General features: G+C 42.8%; 17 protein-coding genes and 2 pseudogenes. 16 read left to right on the top strand and 3 right to left on the bottom strand.

The features are described from left to right. Positions 1-138 precede the first annotated feature (138 nt). The 9 genes and pseudogenes from ACWPVZ_RS07685 (at position 139) to ACWPVZ_RS07645 (ending at position 7,039) form a co-directional block, all read left to right on the top strand. On the top strand, positions 139-741 hold the full coding sequence (locus tag ACWPVZ_RS07685; protein ID WP_002891037.1) for a hypothetical protein: 603 nt from the start codon (positions 139-141) through the stop codon (positions 739-741). Then, the gene (locus tag ACWPVZ_RS07680) at positions 741-1,532 is read left to right on the top strand and encodes an energy-coupling factor transporter transmembrane component T (protein WP_454381726.1); all 792 of its coding nucleotides are present in this window, start codon (positions 741-743) and stop codon (positions 1,530-1,532) included. The genes ACWPVZ_RS07685 and ACWPVZ_RS07680 overlap by 1 nt, the downstream gene beginning before the upstream one ends. Next, positions 1,508-2,344 carry an ABC transporter ATP-binding protein gene (locus ACWPVZ_RS07675; protein ID WP_201709745.1) on the top strand — a complete coding sequence of 279 codons (837 nt, stop codon included), beginning with the start codon at positions 1,508-1,510 and terminating at the stop codon, positions 2,342-2,344. The genes ACWPVZ_RS07680 and ACWPVZ_RS07675 overlap by 25 nt, the downstream gene beginning before the upstream one ends. Beyond that, positions 2,331-3,131: an energy-coupling factor ABC transporter ATP-binding protein gene (locus ACWPVZ_RS07670; RefSeq protein ID WP_201709746.1), complete on the top strand. Its 801-nt coding sequence runs from the start codon at positions 2,331-2,333 to the stop codon at positions 3,129-3,131. The genes ACWPVZ_RS07675 and ACWPVZ_RS07670 overlap by 14 nt, the downstream gene beginning before the upstream one ends. Before the next feature lie 167 nt (positions 3,132-3,298). Further along, positions 3,299-3,661 (top strand): annotated as a pseudogene (pnuC, locus tag ACWPVZ_RS07665) (nicotinamide riboside transporter PnuC); the annotation flags it as partial. Between the two features lie 140 nt (positions 3,662-3,801). Then, positions 3,802-4,233 (top strand): Rrf2 family transcriptional regulator, encoded by a 432-nt coding sequence (locus tag ACWPVZ_RS07660; RefSeq protein ID WP_195413606.1) that lies wholly within the window; start codon positions 3,802-3,804, stop codon positions 4,231-4,233. 77 nt (positions 4,234-4,310) lie between these two features. Continuing rightward, positions 4,311-5,315 (top strand): NADP-dependent oxidoreductase, encoded by a 1,005-nt coding sequence (locus tag ACWPVZ_RS07655; RefSeq protein ID WP_454381723.1) that lies wholly within the window; start codon positions 4,311-4,313, stop codon positions 5,313-5,315. A gap of 13 nt (positions 5,316-5,328) precedes the next feature. Then, positions 5,329-6,165, top strand: coding sequence for an alpha/beta fold hydrolase (locus ACWPVZ_RS07650; protein ID WP_454381721.1), 837 nt, complete (start codon positions 5,329-5,331; stop codon positions 6,163-6,165). Position 6,166: 1 nt separating this feature from the next. Beyond that, positions 6,167-7,039, top strand: a complete 873-nt coding sequence (locus tag ACWPVZ_RS07645; protein ID WP_454381719.1) for an SDR family NAD(P)-dependent oxidoreductase — start codon at positions 6,167-6,169, stop codon at positions 7,037-7,039. A 55-nt stretch (positions 7,040-7,094) separates the two neighbouring features. Here the strand turns inward: ACWPVZ_RS07645 and ACWPVZ_RS07640 are convergent, their stop codons facing one another. Genes ACWPVZ_RS07640 through ACWPVZ_RS07630 form a run of 3 tightly spaced genes read right to left on the bottom strand, consistent with a single transcriptional unit; the run spans position 7,095 to position 8,488 of the window. Then, positions 7,095-7,427 carry a glucuronide permease gene (locus tag ACWPVZ_RS07640; RefSeq protein WP_418861716.1) on the bottom strand — a complete coding sequence of 111 codons (333 nt, stop codon included), beginning with the start codon at positions 7,425-7,427 and terminating at the stop codon, positions 7,095-7,097. Positions 7,428-7,462: 35 nt separating this feature from the next. Then, on the bottom strand, positions 7,463-7,933 hold the full coding sequence (locus ACWPVZ_RS07635; protein ID WP_002891025.1) for an HXXEE domain-containing protein: 471 nt from the start codon (positions 7,931-7,933) through the stop codon (positions 7,463-7,465). Positions 7,934-7,948: 15 nt separating this feature from the next. Then, the gene (locus ACWPVZ_RS07630) at positions 7,949-8,488 is read right to left on the bottom strand and encodes a TetR/AcrR family transcriptional regulator (RefSeq protein ID WP_224111184.1); all 540 of its coding nucleotides are present in this window, start codon (positions 8,486-8,488) and stop codon (positions 7,949-7,951) included. A gap of 133 nt (positions 8,489-8,621) precedes the next feature. On the opposite strand from ACWPVZ_RS07630, the gene ACWPVZ_RS07625 reads away from it, so the two are divergent. The 7 genes and pseudogenes from ACWPVZ_RS07625 (at position 8,622) to ACWPVZ_RS07595 (ending at position 15,337) form a co-directional block, all read left to right on the top strand. Beyond that, positions 8,622-9,518, top strand: a complete 897-nt coding sequence (locus tag ACWPVZ_RS07625) for a cation diffusion facilitator family transporter (protein ID WP_454381716.1) — start codon at positions 8,622-8,624, stop codon at positions 9,516-9,518. Positions 9,519-9,629: 111 nt separating this feature from the next. Beyond that, positions 9,630-10,724 carry a ferrochelatase gene (gene hemH / locus ACWPVZ_RS07620; protein ID WP_454381714.1) on the top strand — a complete coding sequence of 365 codons (1,095 nt, stop codon included), beginning with the start codon at positions 9,630-9,632 and terminating at the stop codon, positions 10,722-10,724. 91 nt (positions 10,725-10,815) lie between these two features. After that, a complete protein-coding gene (locus ACWPVZ_RS07615; protein WP_316582885.1) occupies positions 10,816-11,853 on the top strand; it encodes an alcohol dehydrogenase catalytic domain-containing protein in 1,038 nt (345 codons plus the stop codon). A gap of 6 nt (positions 11,854-11,859) precedes the next feature. Further along, a pseudogene (locus ACWPVZ_RS07610) lies at positions 11,860-12,105 on the top strand (IS30 family transposase); the annotation flags it as partial. A gap of 212 nt (positions 12,106-12,317) precedes the next feature. Continuing rightward, a complete protein-coding gene (locus ACWPVZ_RS07605; protein ID WP_454381712.1) occupies positions 12,318-12,713 on the top strand; it encodes a CopY/TcrY family copper transport repressor in 396 nt (131 codons plus the stop codon). 18 nt (positions 12,714-12,731) lie between these two features. Beyond that, the gene (locus ACWPVZ_RS07600; protein ID WP_454381710.1) at positions 12,732-13,103 is read left to right on the top strand and encodes a cupredoxin domain-containing protein; all 372 of its coding nucleotides are present in this window, start codon (positions 12,732-12,734) and stop codon (positions 13,101-13,103) included. Positions 13,104-13,114: 11 nt separating this feature from the next. Continuing rightward, on the top strand, positions 13,115-15,337 hold the full coding sequence (locus ACWPVZ_RS07595) for a heavy metal translocating P-type ATPase (protein WP_316582888.1): 2,223 nt from the start codon (positions 13,115-13,117) through the stop codon (positions 15,335-15,337). The last annotated feature ends 47 nt before the right edge of the window (positions 15,338-15,384 follow it).

The raw sequence follows: 15,384 nt of genomic DNA, 5'->3' as shown, positions 1-15,384 counted from the left end.
AGTAATTTTACTATATTAATCTATGTCGACTACGGTTGGTATTGTGAAAAGACTAAATAGTTCTATTAACTATTCTATAGAGCGTTGCGTCCGAAAGTCATTCCTGACACGGCTCTTTAAAAACAAAAGGAGAAGATTATGAAAACAGAACCGATTCGTCGTACCAGTATGTGGAAATTTAAGTTAAGTGCTTCCACCATGACTTTGATTCCCGCTGCAGTGGGGATTAACTATGTTGCCAAAGCCTTGGCGGAGGGGTTAAAGTTGCCCGTTTGGCTGGGGTCTTTGGGAACCTTTCTTGCCAGCATGTTGGCTGGGCCGGTTGCCGGTGCCATCAGTGGTTTCATCAACAACGTGATCTATGGGCTGACCTTATCGCCAATTTCAACCGTGTATGCGATTACCAGCATCGGAATTGGGATTGCTGTCGGAGTTTTGCACGCCAATGGGTGGTTCTCGTCAGCGCGACGAGTATTTGTTTCTGCTATTATTATTGCCATCGTTTCAGCTGTCATTTCAACGCCACTCAACGTCATCTTTTGGGGTGGTCAGACCGGTATCGCTTGGGGTGACTCATTGTTTGCGGTAATGGTCGCCAATCATGCACCAGTGTGGCTGGCCTCATTTACCGATGAGTTTGTCTTGGATATTTTGGATAAAGTCTGCGTGGCCTACCTGGCATTCTTCATCTATCGTCAGCTGCCGAAGCGGATGGTGCACTTCTTTAGCGGTGATAAATGATGACTGATCAAACATTGATTTCTGGAGCGCCACGGGTCAAGCTCAAGTGGTACCAGGTGATCGATCCGATTACTAAGCTCTTGTTCATCTTGGACATGACGTTGTTGAGCTTTGCCAGTATGAATTTATTGCTTCAGGCCGGATTAATTCTTGTCGCAACATTGCTATTGTTATTTTCCAAATTGAGTTCTACCATCTTTAAGGCGCTGGGATTCAGCCTGTTTCTGATTTGCACCATGCTGATCATCCAAGGGTTGTTTTACAGTCGGAATCAAACTGTGCTGTTTTCTGTGCTTGGGGTGTCGTTCTACAAAGAAGGCCTGATTTACGCCACCACTCTGGGTTGTCGAGTATTTGTGATTATTTTGACCAGTGGCTTTTTTATGGTGACCACGAGTATTTCAGAAAACGCGGCCTATTTGGAACTGTCCGGATTATCTTATAAAACCGTCTACGTTCTGATGTCGGTGTGTTATATTTTGCCGGAAATGATGCGCAATATGCGGAAAATCCAGCAGGCACAAAAAGTTCGCGGAACCAATCCGCAAAAAACGTTGATTCAGAAATTAAAGTCAGTCCTGCCGGTTCTAATTCCATTGGTGATTAAGACCTTGGATCAATCGATGGCGCGGTCGATTTCTCTCCAACTGAGAGGTTTTGATAATCTCAACCGGACTGTCAGAACCTCCCAGCGCGTGTATCGCCTGTCGCGGATGCTGCACATTGGTCTGACTGGATTGGCAATTTTATTGATTGGGTGGAAGATATGGAAGAAGATAACCGGATTGTAATTGAAAATTTGACCACCCGTTATCCGGGTACTGAGCAACCACAACTGCGTCAGATTAACGCGGAGGTTCATACCGGCCAGGTGGTTGGGATTATCGGGAATAGCCACTCCGGCAAATCGACTTTGTGCCATGTGCTGGCAGGGGTCATTCCCAAAATTGTGTCTGCTGAGATTGAGGGCGACTGGCACATGTTTGGCCAGCGAGTGTCCGACAATTGGCCCGTTTATAATGCCATGAATGGAGTTGTACTGCAAAATCCAGCTGGCCAACTAAGCGGGTTGGCAGACACGGTTGCCGATGAAATCGCCTTTGACTTGATTAATCAGGGAATGGCTGAAGGACTGATTCAAAAACGGGTTGAAGAAGTTGCCACGCAAATGGGGCTGATTGAACAGCTGAATTTGCGTCCCGAGAGCCTTTCCGGTGGTCAGATCCAGCGGTTGGCAATTGCCACGGCGATTGTGGCTAATCCGGCTGTTTTGATTATGGATGATCCGACCAGTCAGATGGATCCCCTTGGCCGCCGGCAATTTTTCCAATGGCTGGCCCAAGTCAAAGAGACGACTGTCTTCATTGTCACCAGTGAAATTGACGATTTGTGCGAAGTCGCCGACGTTGTGTGGGTGCTGCACGAGGGTCAAATGGTAGCCCAGGGCAGGCCGGGTGAGGTGTTTAATCATTTGGCAGCTGACTGGCAGATTCCAGCCCCGACAATTCAGCAACTTGCTCAAAAAATGGATTGGCACTTGGCTGATGGCCGGTATCCGGTGAATGGCGCTGATCTGAAGGAGGCTTGTTATGTCCACAATTGAACTGAACCACCTGACGTTCACTTATCCGGAACGGTCCTTTAGCTTGGATGTTGAAGACAAACACTTCGCCGATCCGATGGTGGCGATTGTCGGCCAAAATGGTGCCGGTAAATCAACGCTCTTCAAATTGTTGACGGGCTTGCTGACACCACAAACCGGTGTGATTAAGATCGATGGAGAAATTTTTAATGATCTTAAACCAGTCGAAAAGTTACTGAAGGTTGGGATTACTTTTCAGAATCCTGACGATCAGCTTTTCAACCCGACCGTTCAACGAGAGGTGGAGTGGAGTGTCGCGCAGGTCATGGATGACCACGACACGATTACGAGGCGGGCTTTAGCGGCTCTAAAAAGAGTTGGCTTGGATGATAAAGCAGCTGAAAGTCCATATGACCTGTCATTGTCGGAACGCAAGCTGTTGAGCGTTGCCACAGTTTTGGCAGTGGATCCGGCGATTTATTTATTTGATGAGCCGATGATGTCGCTTGATTGGGAAAGCCGGCGCAAGTTGACCGCAATTTTCCATCAGTTGGCTGATTCGGGCCACCAAGTTGTGACCATCACCCATGACATGGATTGGGTCGCCGCCGAGTTTGAGTCGGTGTATGTTATGGAACACGGGAAGTTTGGCTTCGCCGGCAGTCCACGGGAATTGTTCAGCGATCACGAACTTGTCCAGCGAGTGGGATTACTACCACCGCGGATTATGGACATAGCGGAGTCGCTGGGTGATTCACAGACATATTTATCGGTTAATGATTATTGCCAGAAAAATCGAGATGTATAGAAAAAGTCACCTCTGCGGGTTTTCCAGGTTGAAGGATTAACTTCAGCTTCTGGCAAGAACTCACGGTTCTTTTCTATCATTTGTCAAGTCTATCAAGGCTTTAAGTAAAAAAAAGAGATAAGACAGTATCTATTCTGAGGTTACTGTCTTATTTTTAACACTTTTTGATCTATCAAGCCCAGTTCAAAAAAGAAAAACAAGAATTTGTTGCCCGTAAGTTGGATACCGTGGGATGGACCAAGTACCTCTCAATTAGTGTACTTTGGTGGCTAGCTTTTGGTCTTATTTACCAGTCAATTGGAGCTAATCGTCCTTATCGTGATTCTATAACTGATGCGACAAACGGTGTTGGTCAGCTCTTGATGACAGCTGTTTACCGCGAACAATGGATTTTTTGGGCCGCTACCAATGTTTTCTCTATCTATTTGTGGTGGGGAGAAAGCCTTCAAATTCAAGGGAAATATTTCATTTATCTTATCAACAGTCTAGTTGGTTGGTACCAATGGAGCAAGGCAGCAAAGAAAGCTTAATACTTATGTTTATCAATTAATAAGAGGATCCAGTAGGGTCCTTTTTTTGTGTTTTTACAGTGAAGCAAAAGTCTTGCTTTTCTTTTTATTTGTGCTATACTTGTTCTTGTATCAGATACAAGTTATCTAAAGGAGTTTATATGGATACAAAATTTTCAGTGGCCTTACATATCCTAACCATGATTAGTGAGAGCAAGGATACCTTAAGTTCTCAAGCACTAGCAACTAGCGTTGGCACCAATGCGAGTTACATTCGAAAGGTAATCGCCTTATTGAAAAATGCTGGACTAATCCAGTCTCATCAAGGAAAAACAGGCTATCAACTCAGTAAATCGCCAAAGGACATCACCTTACTTAACATTTATTTTGCCACACAAGAAGTCAGCCACATCAGCCTATTTCCAGTTCATCAAAATAGCAATCCGGATTGTCCAGTAGGGAAACATATCCAAGGAGCCGTTTCACCACTATTTGCTAGCGCTGAAGCTCAACTTGAGAAGGAACTAGCCCACCAAACCTTAGAAGAGGTCATTAACAATCTTTATCAAGAAGCCAAACAAAAACGAAACTGATTTGCATGCAAATCAGTTTTAAAAAGACTAAACTTGTATCTTTGTCAAATACAACAAAAAATAGAAAAGAGAAGACAATGAAAGCCGCACAACATACTACTTATAACAAAAAGAATATCACACTAAACATCACAGAAATCGCAAAACCAAGTATCACAGACAAAGAAGTTTTGGTAAAAGTCACTGCAGCTGGTGTTAATCCTCTGGATAACATGATTTCCCGTGGTGAGGTCAAAATGATTGTCCCTTACAAACTCCCACAAACTGCGGGAAATGAATTGGTCGGTATCATTGAAAAGACCGGTAGACAAGTCAAAAATCTCAAAGTCGGAGACCGAGTTTTTGGACGTTTACCACTTGATCATATTGGTGCCTTTGCTGAATACGTAGCTGTCGATAGCCAAGCCTTAGCCAAGGTTCCAGACTATCTGTCTGACGAGGAAGCCGCTGCTGTGCCTTTGACTGCCTTGACCATTATGCAAGCCCTAGAACTCATGGGAGCTCAAGCTGGCAAAACCATCTTTGTCTCTGGTGGTACAGGCGGTGTCGGCGGTATGGCCATTCCGATTGCTAAGGCTAAAGGTTTGACAGTCATCACCAATGGGGCTGGAGATAGCGCTGAGCGTGTATTGAACCTAGGAGCAGATCGTTTTATCGATTACAAAACAGAGGATTATACAAAAACTGTTAGCCAGGTTGATTATGTCCTTGATACTCTTGGGGGCTCTGAGACTGAAAAACAAATGTCTATCATGAAAAAAGGTGGTCAGCTTGTTTCCCTCCGTGCTATGCCAAATGGTGACTTTGCCAAACGCATGAACCTGCCAAAATGGAAACAGATCTTACTTGGACTAGCTGGTCGTAAATTTGATAAGATGGCTGACAAATATGGGGTTCACTACCATTTTATCTTTGTAGAAAGCAATGGCGCTCAATTACAAGAGGTAGCTGACCTCTTTAGCAAATTAGAAATCAAGCCATCTATCGATACAGTCTATCCATTTGAAGAAGTGAATAGCGCCTTAGACAAGGTCGCTAATGGTCGCTCACGTGGAAAAACAGTCCTCAGCTTTAAGAAATAAAAAGGAAAATACAATGTCATATCTTACAAGTAAAACTCAATACATCACTGTTCAAGGAAATCAAATTGCCTATCGCGAACTCAGCAAAGGCGAATCAAAACTACCTCTTCTGATGCTGGTCCATTTGGCAGCAACCCTCGATAACTGGGATCCAAAACTCTTGGACTTGATTGCTGAAAAACACCATGTGATTGTGGTCGATCTTCCTGGTGTCGGAGCCAGTCAAGGCAAAGTGGCGCCAACCATTCCTGGAATGGCTGAGCAGACGATTGCCTTTATAGAAGCCCTTGGTTACGATAAAATCAATCTCCTAGGTCTTTCTATGGGAGGCATGATTGCCCAAGAAATCATCCGAATCAAGCCTGAATTGGTCAACCGTCTCATTTTAGCAGGAACAGGACCTCGAGGTGGAAAAGAGGTCGATAAGGTCACAGGGAAAACCTTTAACTATATGTTTAAAGCTGGACTCGAGCGCATCGATCCTAAACGCTATATCTTCTATAACCATGATGAACAAGGAAAAATCGAAGCCTTGAAAGTTCTAGGACGAATGGGAATGCGAACCAAGGAATTTGCGGACAAAGACATGAGTGTGCCAGGTTTCTTGACTCAACTCAAAGCTATTAAACGTTGGGGGAAAGATTCTCAAGACGACCTAACATTTATCACCCAACCAACCTTAATCGTCAACGGCGACCAGGATATGCAGGTTCCAACGGAAAATTCTTATGATATGCATGAGAAAATAAAAGATAGTAAGCTCATCATCTATCCAAATGCTGGTCACGGTTCGATCTTCCAATATGCAGAAGAGTTTTCGAAAGAACTCATTGCTTTCTTGGAGGACTAATATGGTCAAAACCATTCTAATAACAGGTGCTACTGACGGTATTGGTAAACATTTGGCAAAGAAACTGGCTAGTGAAGGCCATCATGTCATCCTTCATGGTCGCAATCCTCAAAAACTTGAGTTGGCGCTTCGAGAGGTTCGGGCCGTTTCCCTGAGAGGAAGAGTTTCAAGCTACTTGGCAGATTTTTCAAAATTAGATGAGGTTTATCGATTTGCGGAGGAAATCAAGCGTGACTTTCAAAGGATCGATGTCTTATTTAACAATGCAGGCCTGTATGCAGGAAAAGAACGAAAAGCGAGTGCTGAAAATGTCGAGTTGACTTTTATGTTATCCGTTCTCGTTCCCTATATGTTAACAACTGAGCTAAGCCCCTTGTTAGAAAAAGCGCCTGACGGCCGTGTCATTAATACCTCTTCCTATATGCATCATTTTGCCAAGGTTAAGGATTTGGACTTTGGATTTGAGAAAGAATACAATCCAGGATTGGCTTATAATAATTCCAAACTCTATACCATTTGGATGACACGCTATCTAGCAAGAGATTTCTTTTTAAAAGGTTCAAATATCACTATTAATGCCTACCATCCTGGTCTTATCTCGACTAACTTAGGGAATAACTCTAGTGATGAAAAAACGAAGAAGTCCCTCTTTGGACGCCTGATGAAATCTCTCTCAAAAGATCTAGATCAGGGAATCGAAACAGGTTATTATCTCACCTTATCAGAAGAAGTCAGGGGCTTGACTGGCTACTACTTTGATGAAAAGAAAGTCAAGTCTGTATCTGAAAAAGGCTATTCATTTGAAAAAGCACGGAAATTAATGGATTACTGCCAAGAAAAGGTCAAAATGTTTAAAGAAAAGCAGGATGTTTAATATCATAAATACAAGAAAAAAACTCAAGTTTTCATTGATAAAACTTGAGTTTTTCTTAGATGAGAGCTAACAAAATGGTAAGAATCAGAGCGATTCCCAATCGAATGACATGGTGGGCTAGATGGAAATTTTCTTTTTGCTTGCCATTCCAATAGGCTCCGTAGCAAATCACCCCACAACCAATCAGCCAAAGAGATAGTGCGACAATCGGGAAAAAGAAGTAGAGGAAGAGAGACAAAGTCGCAAGGCTACTTCCGATGAGGAGAAATTGATTTCCTAGAGTGTGATTTCCTTTTTTAACTTCAGAAAGGGAGGCCAACAAATGAAGCAGGACAAAAGCAAGCGCTAAGAAGACTGTGATGATGCTAAAGATGGGATAAAGTGACATAGATGTTTTCTTTCCAAGATATGATTGTCTAAGTGCTATTTTTTATGACTGATTTGATTAAGAATCATAAATGATACTACAAGATTTAAAACGATAACCAGTAAAGTCAAAAAAGAGTAACCATAGAGTTTGACTGAAATTTCAATTTTTAGAAATGCGATGGAGAACAAGCTCGTTAAACTGCCCGTTAACAAGCCAGGAACATATTTTCGAAGGACAATTGTCTGAATCAGATGTCCGAAAATATGGTAGATATAAGCAATTACAATGGTTGCGTAAATAGTATAGTTGCTAAACTGGTAGCTAAGAAAAAGTGATAGAAGCAGGATCAGAAACTGCTCCAAGACAATGACATTGAAAGTAAAAGGAGTGTAATAAGAAAGGAATCGAATATCTGGAAACTGTGCTGATAGTTTTTTGACAAAGGAGGGCATCCATATGATTTCCTCAAGTTCGTGAAGCATGAATAAGGCTGGAAAGAGAAAATAAAATTGAGTGAGGGTCATTAAAAAAACTTCTTTCTAGTTTGAACCAACTTTCAGTATCTCCAAATAAAACTGGACAGCTTCCTGCTCGCTATAGGACTTGCCTTTTTTCAACCACCAGCTGAGGGTTTCAATGAAATGGCTGACGACCAGATGCTTGAGATAGGAGTGAGGGATGGTTGGGTGCGATTGAATCAGCTCCTCGGCAACCATTGGATAGACATCATGTTCTAGCTCTTTTCGCAGTTGCCGGATAAAATAATCATTTTTGGAGAGTAAGAGACTGGTTACATGGTCTTGATTTTTCTTAAAATGTTGAAAGATATGTGCTAGGTAGTCTTGTGGAGAGAGGTGTTGAGCACGCTCAAACAAATGGTGAAAGAGTTTTTGGCAGAGCTCATCCAGTAGTAACTCTTTGCTCTCATAATGGCTGTAAAAGGTCGAACGTCCTACATCAGCCAAGTCAATAATCTCCTGAACGGTGATGGTCTCATAATCTTTTTGGTTAAGTAAGCGCAAGAAAGCTTGATAGATGGCTTTTCTAGTCTTGGTAATGCGACGATCTTGTGCAGTCATATGGACACTATGAACAAACTGTTCAGTAACGTACACAGCGAACGGTTTGCCCCTATCCTTTCTGTTGATAGTATTGGATAATAGATAATGAACATGATGTTCATGAATCTATTATAACAAAGGAAGAAATATAATGAAGACAAAATATGCGGTTTGGTTGGCTTTTTTATTAAATCTAAGCTTTGCCATTGTTGAATTTATTGCGGGGGGAATCTTTGGTTCCAGTGCAGTTCTCGCTGATTCGGTCCATGACTTTGGAGATGCAATCGCCATTGGCATCTCAGCTTTTCTAGAGAGCATTTCCAATCGGAAAGAAGACAGCCATTACACCTTGGGCTACAAGCGTTTTAGCCTTTTAGGTGCCATGGTGACCGCTGTGATTCTGATGACAGGGTCTGGTATGGTGATTTTAGAAAATGTAAGCAAGCTTTTCCACCCTCAGCCCGTCAATGACGAAGGGCTTCTTTGGTTGGGAATTATTGCTATCAGTGTCAATGTGCTGGCGAGTCTGGTCATTCGCAAGGGGCAAACCAAGAATGAATCCATTCTCAGCCTGCATTTTTTGGAAGATACCTTAGGTTGGTTGGCTGTCATCTTGATGGCCATTGTTCTCCGATTTACTGACTGGTATATCCTGGATCCGCTCCTGTCCCTTGCCATTTCCTTCTTTATTCTATCAAAAGCCATTCCACGTTTTTGGAGCACGCTCAAGATTTTCCTGGATGCTGTACCAGAAGGGGTGAACATCCAGAAGATAAAGACGGATTTGGCTGAATTGGACCATGTTGCTAGTATCAATCAGCTCAATCTTTGGACCATGGATGGATTGGAGAAAAATGCTATTGTTCATGTTTGTCTGGAGAATGTCAAACATATGGAGATCTGTAAAGAGTCTATCCGAGACTTGCTCAAAGAGAGTGGCTTTCAAAATGTCACAATCGAAGTTGATGAAGACTTGGCAACCCACCGAGCTCACAAGCGAAATATCGAAGAGCTGGAAGCAGAAAGTGAGCAGCAACACCATCATTAAGGTTTGTTTTTAAACTCTTAGAGTCTACCTTTAAGAGTTATTTTGATACTAAGTTCCCTAAAGTAAGCCTTTTCATGATAAAATAGAACAAATGTAGAACAAGGAGTAATTATGAGTAAGAGAGCTGTGTTGATGATGACCTTTGGGTCACCAGAAGAGATTACCTATGAAGGAGTAGCGGAATTTTTCACGAATATCCGACGTGGTGTTCGTCCTGAACCACATGAAATTCAGACTTTATATGACAATTACGTACGAATTGGCGGAACTCCACTTCAAAGGATAACTAGAGAAGAAGTGGATCTGGTTGCTTCTGCTCTTGGAGAACGAGCGTCGGTCTACTTTGCCAACAAATTTTCCCGCCCTTTTATCACTGATGTAATCAAAGAGATGGAGAATGATGGAATTGAAGAATGTTTGTGCTTGATTTTAGAGCCTCATTATTCTTACTATTCTGTCATGGGATATGAGAAATTTTTAGAAAGTGAGCAGATTAGGTTCCAAATTATCAAGGATTGGTACCAAGAACCTTCACTTCTTCACTACTGGGCTGATGAGATTAGAAATATTTTAGATCAAATTGGAGATGACAGCTATAAGGTGATTTTTTCAGCTCACAGTGTACCAGTTTTGGCACTTGATTTTGGCGATCCTTATATCGATCAGATTTATGACAATACTCGCTTGATTGTGGAAATTTTAGGTCTTGAAGAAGACCAGTATACCAATACATGGCAGAGTGAAAGTGATATTGGTATTCCTTGGATTAAACCTGATGTCTTAGAATACCTTCATGATGAGAAGGAACACCCTGACCACTATATTTTTGTCCCGATAGCTTTTATTAGTGAGCATATTGAGGTTCTTTTTGATAATGATGTGGAGTGTAAGGAGCTTTGTCATGAGCTTGGTGTGGCCTATCACCGTCCTCCTATGCCAAATAGCGATTCTCGTTTGATTAAAGCACTTCTTTCAACCATTCAGTCTCATATAGACGGTGACTATCGTTACTATCATCCTCAACTAGAGACTTTTGATGAGTTGGAAGCTCCTTCAAACACAGGACAGATTTTAGAAGAGGAAGAAGATATTCAGATGCCTGATTTCGTCAAAAAATTGATTGCTAAAAAAGGTCGAGAGAATGTCAAGATGCCATATCTAGTTAAGAAAATGCTTGAAAAGAAATATGGAAAAAAATATGATTAAGTAACTAAATATGACTGTAATAGGGAGTGTTTTGAGCGATTTCTTGTTAAAAAGTGTATACTATCAGAAACGAAAGAATAGAGGTTTTTAAATGAAATCAGTAGTTTACACAAAGGCAGGTCAGGTCGGCATTGAGGAAATCAAACGTCCAAGCATTCAAGAGGCAGATGATGCCATTATCAAGGTAGTACGTACTTGCGTTTGCGGATCGGACCTTTGGAGTTACCGTAATCCGGAAATGGAAGAAGGACATAGAAATAGCGGTCATGAGGCTATCGGAATTGTCGAAGAAGTTGGCGAGGAAGTTACTACAGTAAAACCAGGTGACTTTGTCATTGCCCCTTTCACACATGGTTGTGGACAGTGTGATGCCTGTCGTGCTGGTTTTGATGGCTCTTGTGACAACCACCCAGGTAATAACTGGTCTGGGGGCGTGCAGGCTGAGTATATCCGTTTCCACTTTGCTAACTGGGCCCTTGTCAAAATTCCTGGGCAACCTTCAGATTATAGTGAAGGCATGCTCAAGTCACTTTTGACACTGGCTGATGTCATGCCGACGGGTTACCATGCGGCGCGTGTGGCTAATGTGCAAAAAGGTGACAAGGTGGTCGTTATCGGAGATGGGGCTGTTGGTCAATGTGCTGTCATCGCAGCTAAGATGCGTGGTGCTTCACAAATTGTCCTTATGAGTCGTCACGAAGATCGTCAAAAAATGGCTTTGGAGTCAGGTGCAACTGCAGTTGTTGCTGAACGTGGCGAAAAAGGCATTGCCAAAGTCCGTGAAATCCTCGGGGGAGGAGCAGATGCAGCTCTCGAATGTGTCGGTACAGAAGCAGCGGTGGACCAAGCTCTTGGAGTCCTTCATAATGGTGGTCGCATGGGATTTGTTGGTGTTCCACACTATGAAAATCGTGCCATTGGATCAACCTTTGGACAAAATACAACGATTGGTGGCGGACCAGCCTCTGTCACAACCTATGATAAACAAGTTTTGTTAAAAGCTGTTCTTGATGGCGACATCAATCCAGGCCGAGTCTTTACGACAAGTTATAAATTGGAAGATATTAATCAGGCCTATAAAGATATGGATGAACGCAAGTCTATTAAATCTATGATTGTGATAGAGTAACGAATTAAGTCAATCACTTTTGATTGCGGAAAAGAATTTTCTAATTGGAAATCTATTTCGAATGCACATGACATTGATATTTTCTTTGCGGATCCAGGATGTCCTGGGCAACGAGGTCTCAATGAACATTCTAATGGCTTATTAAGACGAAATGGACTACCTAAACAAATGGCTTTTACGAATATTTCTCAAAATTATTTATCAGCTACAGCTGATAAAAGAAATAGAATACCTAGGAAGTCTTTGAATTAACAAACACTATACCAAGTTTTTCTCTGTTACATGAAAAATCTAACTTAATTTGACAATTTAGGGAGATAAAAATAGGGAGTGAAAAAAGCCCAATCAGACAGATCTTCAAAGGAAGATTTGTTTTTTTTTTTAACTTTGGGTTGACAAATGTAAACCTTAGGAGTAGAATAACATTGTAATGTTTACAAATGTAGATTTAGAAAGGAGAGGTCATGCAAATTTCCAATGCGGAATGGCGCATCATGAAGATTATCTGGATGGAAGGTAAGCAGACCAGCACGGATTTGATCGCCGTCTTGTCCGAGCGCTTTGACTGGTCGAAGTCAACCATCAAGACTCTCTTGACCCGCTTGGTGGAAAAGGGGTATTTGACTAGAGAAAAAACAGGCAAGGCCTTTGTTTACTCGGCTTTGTTGAAGCAGGACCAGAGTTTAGACTTGGTGGTTGAGGAGGTGAAAGACAAGGTTTGTTCCAAAAGGATTGTTCAGGTGCTTGAAAACTTGATTCAGGCGAGTGACTTTACGCTTGCAGATCTTAATCAGCTGCAGCAGGTCCTGGAAGAAAAGAAAGCAGAGGCTGTCGAAACAGTCCGCTGCAATTGTATGTAGTAGAAAGAAGGAAATTCCATGTTTGGATTGTTGATTAGTATTGTTTGTTTACTTGTGGTTGTCTTTATTGCTTGGTGGTTCTTTGCAGAGCATGAAAAGGTAAGCGGCCACGCTCGTCAGAAATCAGGTTATCAAGAAATTGAAGTCGAAGTCATGGGGGGCTATTCGCCTGAAACCATTGTCCTGAAAAAGAATGTTCCAGCCCGGATCATCTTTAATCGCAAGGATCCATCTTCATGTCTGGCTCAAGTGATCTTTCCAGATTTTGGCGTTCATGAAGATTTGCCTTTAGGTGAAAAACATGTCATTGAAATTACGCCAGAAAAAGCGGGCGAATATGGGTATTCATGTGGAATGAACATGATGCATGGTCAAATGATTGTGGAATAAAGGAGTTAGGTATGGTAGAAAAACAAAAAGCAGTTGTGGAAAACGGAGTGCAAAAGATCCGTATTACAGCAGAAAAGGGCTATAGTCCCAAAGAATTTCAACTTCAAAAAGGGATCCCTGCTGAAATCACCTTCCATCGGGTCAATCCTTCCGGCTGTTACAAGGAAATTTTGTTTGAAGATCAGGGGATTTTAGAGCCTTTGGAAGTCGGTGTGGATAAGGTGATATCCTTTACCCCGACAGAAACAGGGGACTTTGAGTTTTCATGTGGAATGAAGATGCAAAAGGGTTCCTACACGGTTGTGGAAAAACGCCGTCGTGTCTTAAGTTTACGGGGTCGCTTTTGGATTACTAGTATCTTTACCCTTCCTTTATTGATCTTGATGATTGGGATGTGGGCAGGATTTGTATCCCATTCAGTCAGTCGCTGGGGGACTTTTCTAGCGACAACGCCGATCATGTTGGTAGCAGGAGTACCTTTTATCAAGAGTGCCTGGGCCTCATTTAAGAAGCACCATTCCAATATGGATACCTTGGTAGCTCTTGGAACCCTGGTAGCCTATGTCTATAGTGTATTTGCCCTTTTTACTGGTCAGCCAGTATACTTTGAGGCTGCGGGTTTTATCATCTTCTTTATCCTCTTAGGGCAAATCTTTGAAGAACGGATGCGTAACAATGCCTCCGAGGCTGTGGAAAAGTTGTTGGATTTGCAGGCAAAAACGGCTCAAGTTCTCCGTGATGGGAACTATGTCGAGGTGGCGGCAGAAGATATCCAAATTGATGACTTGATTCGGGTCCGTCCTGGGGAAAAGATTGCGGTTGATGGGACGATTGTAGAAGGAAGTACGACCATTGATGAGTCGATGGTGACAGGTGAAAGCTTGCCTGTGGAAAAATCAGTTGGTGATGCAGTTATCGGCTCCACTATCAACAGCAATGGGACCATTCTCTTTAAGGCTGAAAAAGTCGGTAGTGAGACCCTCTTATCTCAAATTGTGGACTTTGTCAAAATGGCCCAATCCAGTCGTGCTCCCATTCAAGATTTGACGGATAAGATTTCAGGTATCTTTGTTCCAGTGGTGACGATTTTGGCCATTGCGACTTTCTGGGTTTGGTCCGTGCTTCTGGGCGCGTCGCTTCAAGAGGCCATGCTCTATGCAGTCTCTGTCCTCATTATTGCCTGTCCTTGTGCCCTTGGTTTAGCAACCCCAACAGCCCTGATGGTCGGAACCGGCCGTAGTGCCAAGATGGGGGTTCTGATTAAAAATGGAACAGTTCTTCAAGAAGTGCAAAAGATTCAAACCGTTGTGTTTGATAAGACAGGGACTATTACTATTGGTCAACCACTTGTAACCGATGTTGTAGGAGATGAAGCGCGTGTCTTGACACTGGCTGCTAGTCTTGAAACTTTTTCAGAACATCCACTAGCCCAAGCGGTGTTATCTCAAGCAGAAGAAAAAGGTTTGGTGTTATCCCCTGTGGAAAACTTCCAAGCGATTGAAGGAAAAGGGGTCCAAGGTCAGATCGACCAGCAGTTGGTGACCTTGGGAAATGGCAAACTTCATGACGGGACAGCGATGGATCCGGAGCTTGAAAAACGGATGGTAGAGTTGCAAGAGCAGGCCAAAACAGTGATCAGTTTGTCTGTGGATGGGCAAGTGATTGGCTTGATTGCCATTCAAGATGCTCCGAAGGCCAGCTCAAAAGAAGCGATCAAAAAGCTCAAAGAACGGGGCTTGAAAACGGTCATGTTAACGGGGGATAATGAACGGGTGGCCCAAGCTATTGCTAAGCAAGTGGGAATTGACACCGTCATTGCTGATGTCCTTCCTCAAGAAAAAGCTAGCGCCATCCAAAAACTGCAAGAAGCTAGCAAGGTCGCCTTTGTTGGAGATGGAATCAATGATGCTCCAGCTCTCTCGATCGCGGATGTGGGGATCGCTATGGGATCTGGAACGGATATTGCGATCGAGTCCGGTGGCATCGTGCTCACGCAAAATGATTTGCTTGGCGTTGTGCGCGCCTTTGACATGAGTCAAAAGACCTTCCGCAGGATCTTACTCAATCTCTTCTGGGCCTCTATCTACAATATCCTTGGGATTCCAATTGCTGCTGGAGTCTTTGTAGGACTGGGATTGACCCTCAATCCAGAACTAGCAGGTCTTGCTATGGCCCTTAGTTCTTTGTCTGTTTTGACTAGCTCGCTGCTTCTCAATGTTGCGAAGATTGATTAATGGGAACAAAAAGAGAGTGGGACAGAAATCGGTAATTCGTTAGAATT

The sequence above is a fragment of the Streptococcus sp. Marseille-Q6379 genome, assembly GCF_965119505.1.
The sequence above is the reverse complement of the archived record's forward strand: the minus strand, read 5'-3'. Positions and strand labels throughout refer to the sequence as shown.

Bases quoted from the DNA above. Each gene is read 5' to 3' on its own strand.
- ACWPVZ_RS07625 (WP_454381716.1), top strand. From the start codon at position 8,622: ATGAAGACAAAATATGCGGTTTGGTTGGCTTTTTTATTAAATCTAAGC.
- ACWPVZ_RS07685 (WP_002891037.1), top strand. From the start codon at position 139: ATGAAAACAGAACCGATTCGTCGTACCAGTATGTGGAAATTTAAGTTA.
- ACWPVZ_RS07605 (WP_454381712.1), top strand. From the start codon at position 12,318: ATGCAAATTTCCAATGCGGAATGGCGCATCATGAAGATTATCTGGATG.
- ACWPVZ_RS07675 (WP_201709745.1), top strand. From the start codon at position 1,508: ATGGAAGAAGATAACCGGATTGTAATTGAAAATTTGACCACCCGTTAT.
- ACWPVZ_RS07635 (WP_002891025.1), bottom strand. From the start codon at position 7,933: ATGACCCTCACTCAATTTTATTTTCTCTTTCCAGCCTTATTCATGCTT.
- hemH (WP_454381714.1), top strand. From the start codon at position 9,630: ATGAGTAAGAGAGCTGTGTTGATGATGACCTTTGGGTCACCAGAAGAG.
- ACWPVZ_RS07680 (WP_454381726.1), top strand. From the start codon at position 741: ATGACTGATCAAACATTGATTTCTGGAGCGCCACGGGTCAAGCTCAAG.
- ACWPVZ_RS07650 (WP_454381721.1), top strand. From the start codon at position 5,329: ATGTCATATCTTACAAGTAAAACTCAATACATCACTGTTCAAGGAAAT.
- ACWPVZ_RS07600 (WP_454381710.1), top strand. From the start codon at position 12,732: ATGTTTGGATTGTTGATTAGTATTGTTTGTTTACTTGTGGTTGTCTTT.
- ACWPVZ_RS07645 (WP_454381719.1), top strand. From the start codon at position 6,167: ATGGTCAAAACCATTCTAATAACAGGTGCTACTGACGGTATTGGTAAA.
- ACWPVZ_RS07615 (WP_316582885.1), top strand. From the start codon at position 10,816: ATGAAATCAGTAGTTTACACAAAGGCAGGTCAGGTCGGCATTGAGGAA.
- ACWPVZ_RS07660 (WP_195413606.1), top strand. From the start codon at position 3,802: ATGGATACAAAATTTTCAGTGGCCTTACATATCCTAACCATGATTAGT.
- ACWPVZ_RS07655 (WP_454381723.1), top strand. From the start codon at position 4,311: ATGAAAGCCGCACAACATACTACTTATAACAAAAAGAATATCACACTA.
- ACWPVZ_RS07670 (WP_201709746.1), top strand. From the start codon at position 2,331: ATGTCCACAATTGAACTGAACCACCTGACGTTCACTTATCCGGAACGG.
- ACWPVZ_RS07630 (WP_224111184.1), bottom strand. From the start codon at position 8,488: ATGACTGCACAAGATCGTCGCATTACCAAGACTAGAAAAGCCATCTAT.
- ACWPVZ_RS07595 (WP_316582888.1), top strand. From the start codon at position 13,115: ATGGTAGAAAAACAAAAAGCAGTTGTGGAAAACGGAGTGCAAAAGATC.
- ACWPVZ_RS07640 (WP_418861716.1), bottom strand. From the start codon at position 7,427: ATGTCACTTTATCCCATCTTTAGCATCATCACAGTCTTCTTAGCGCTT.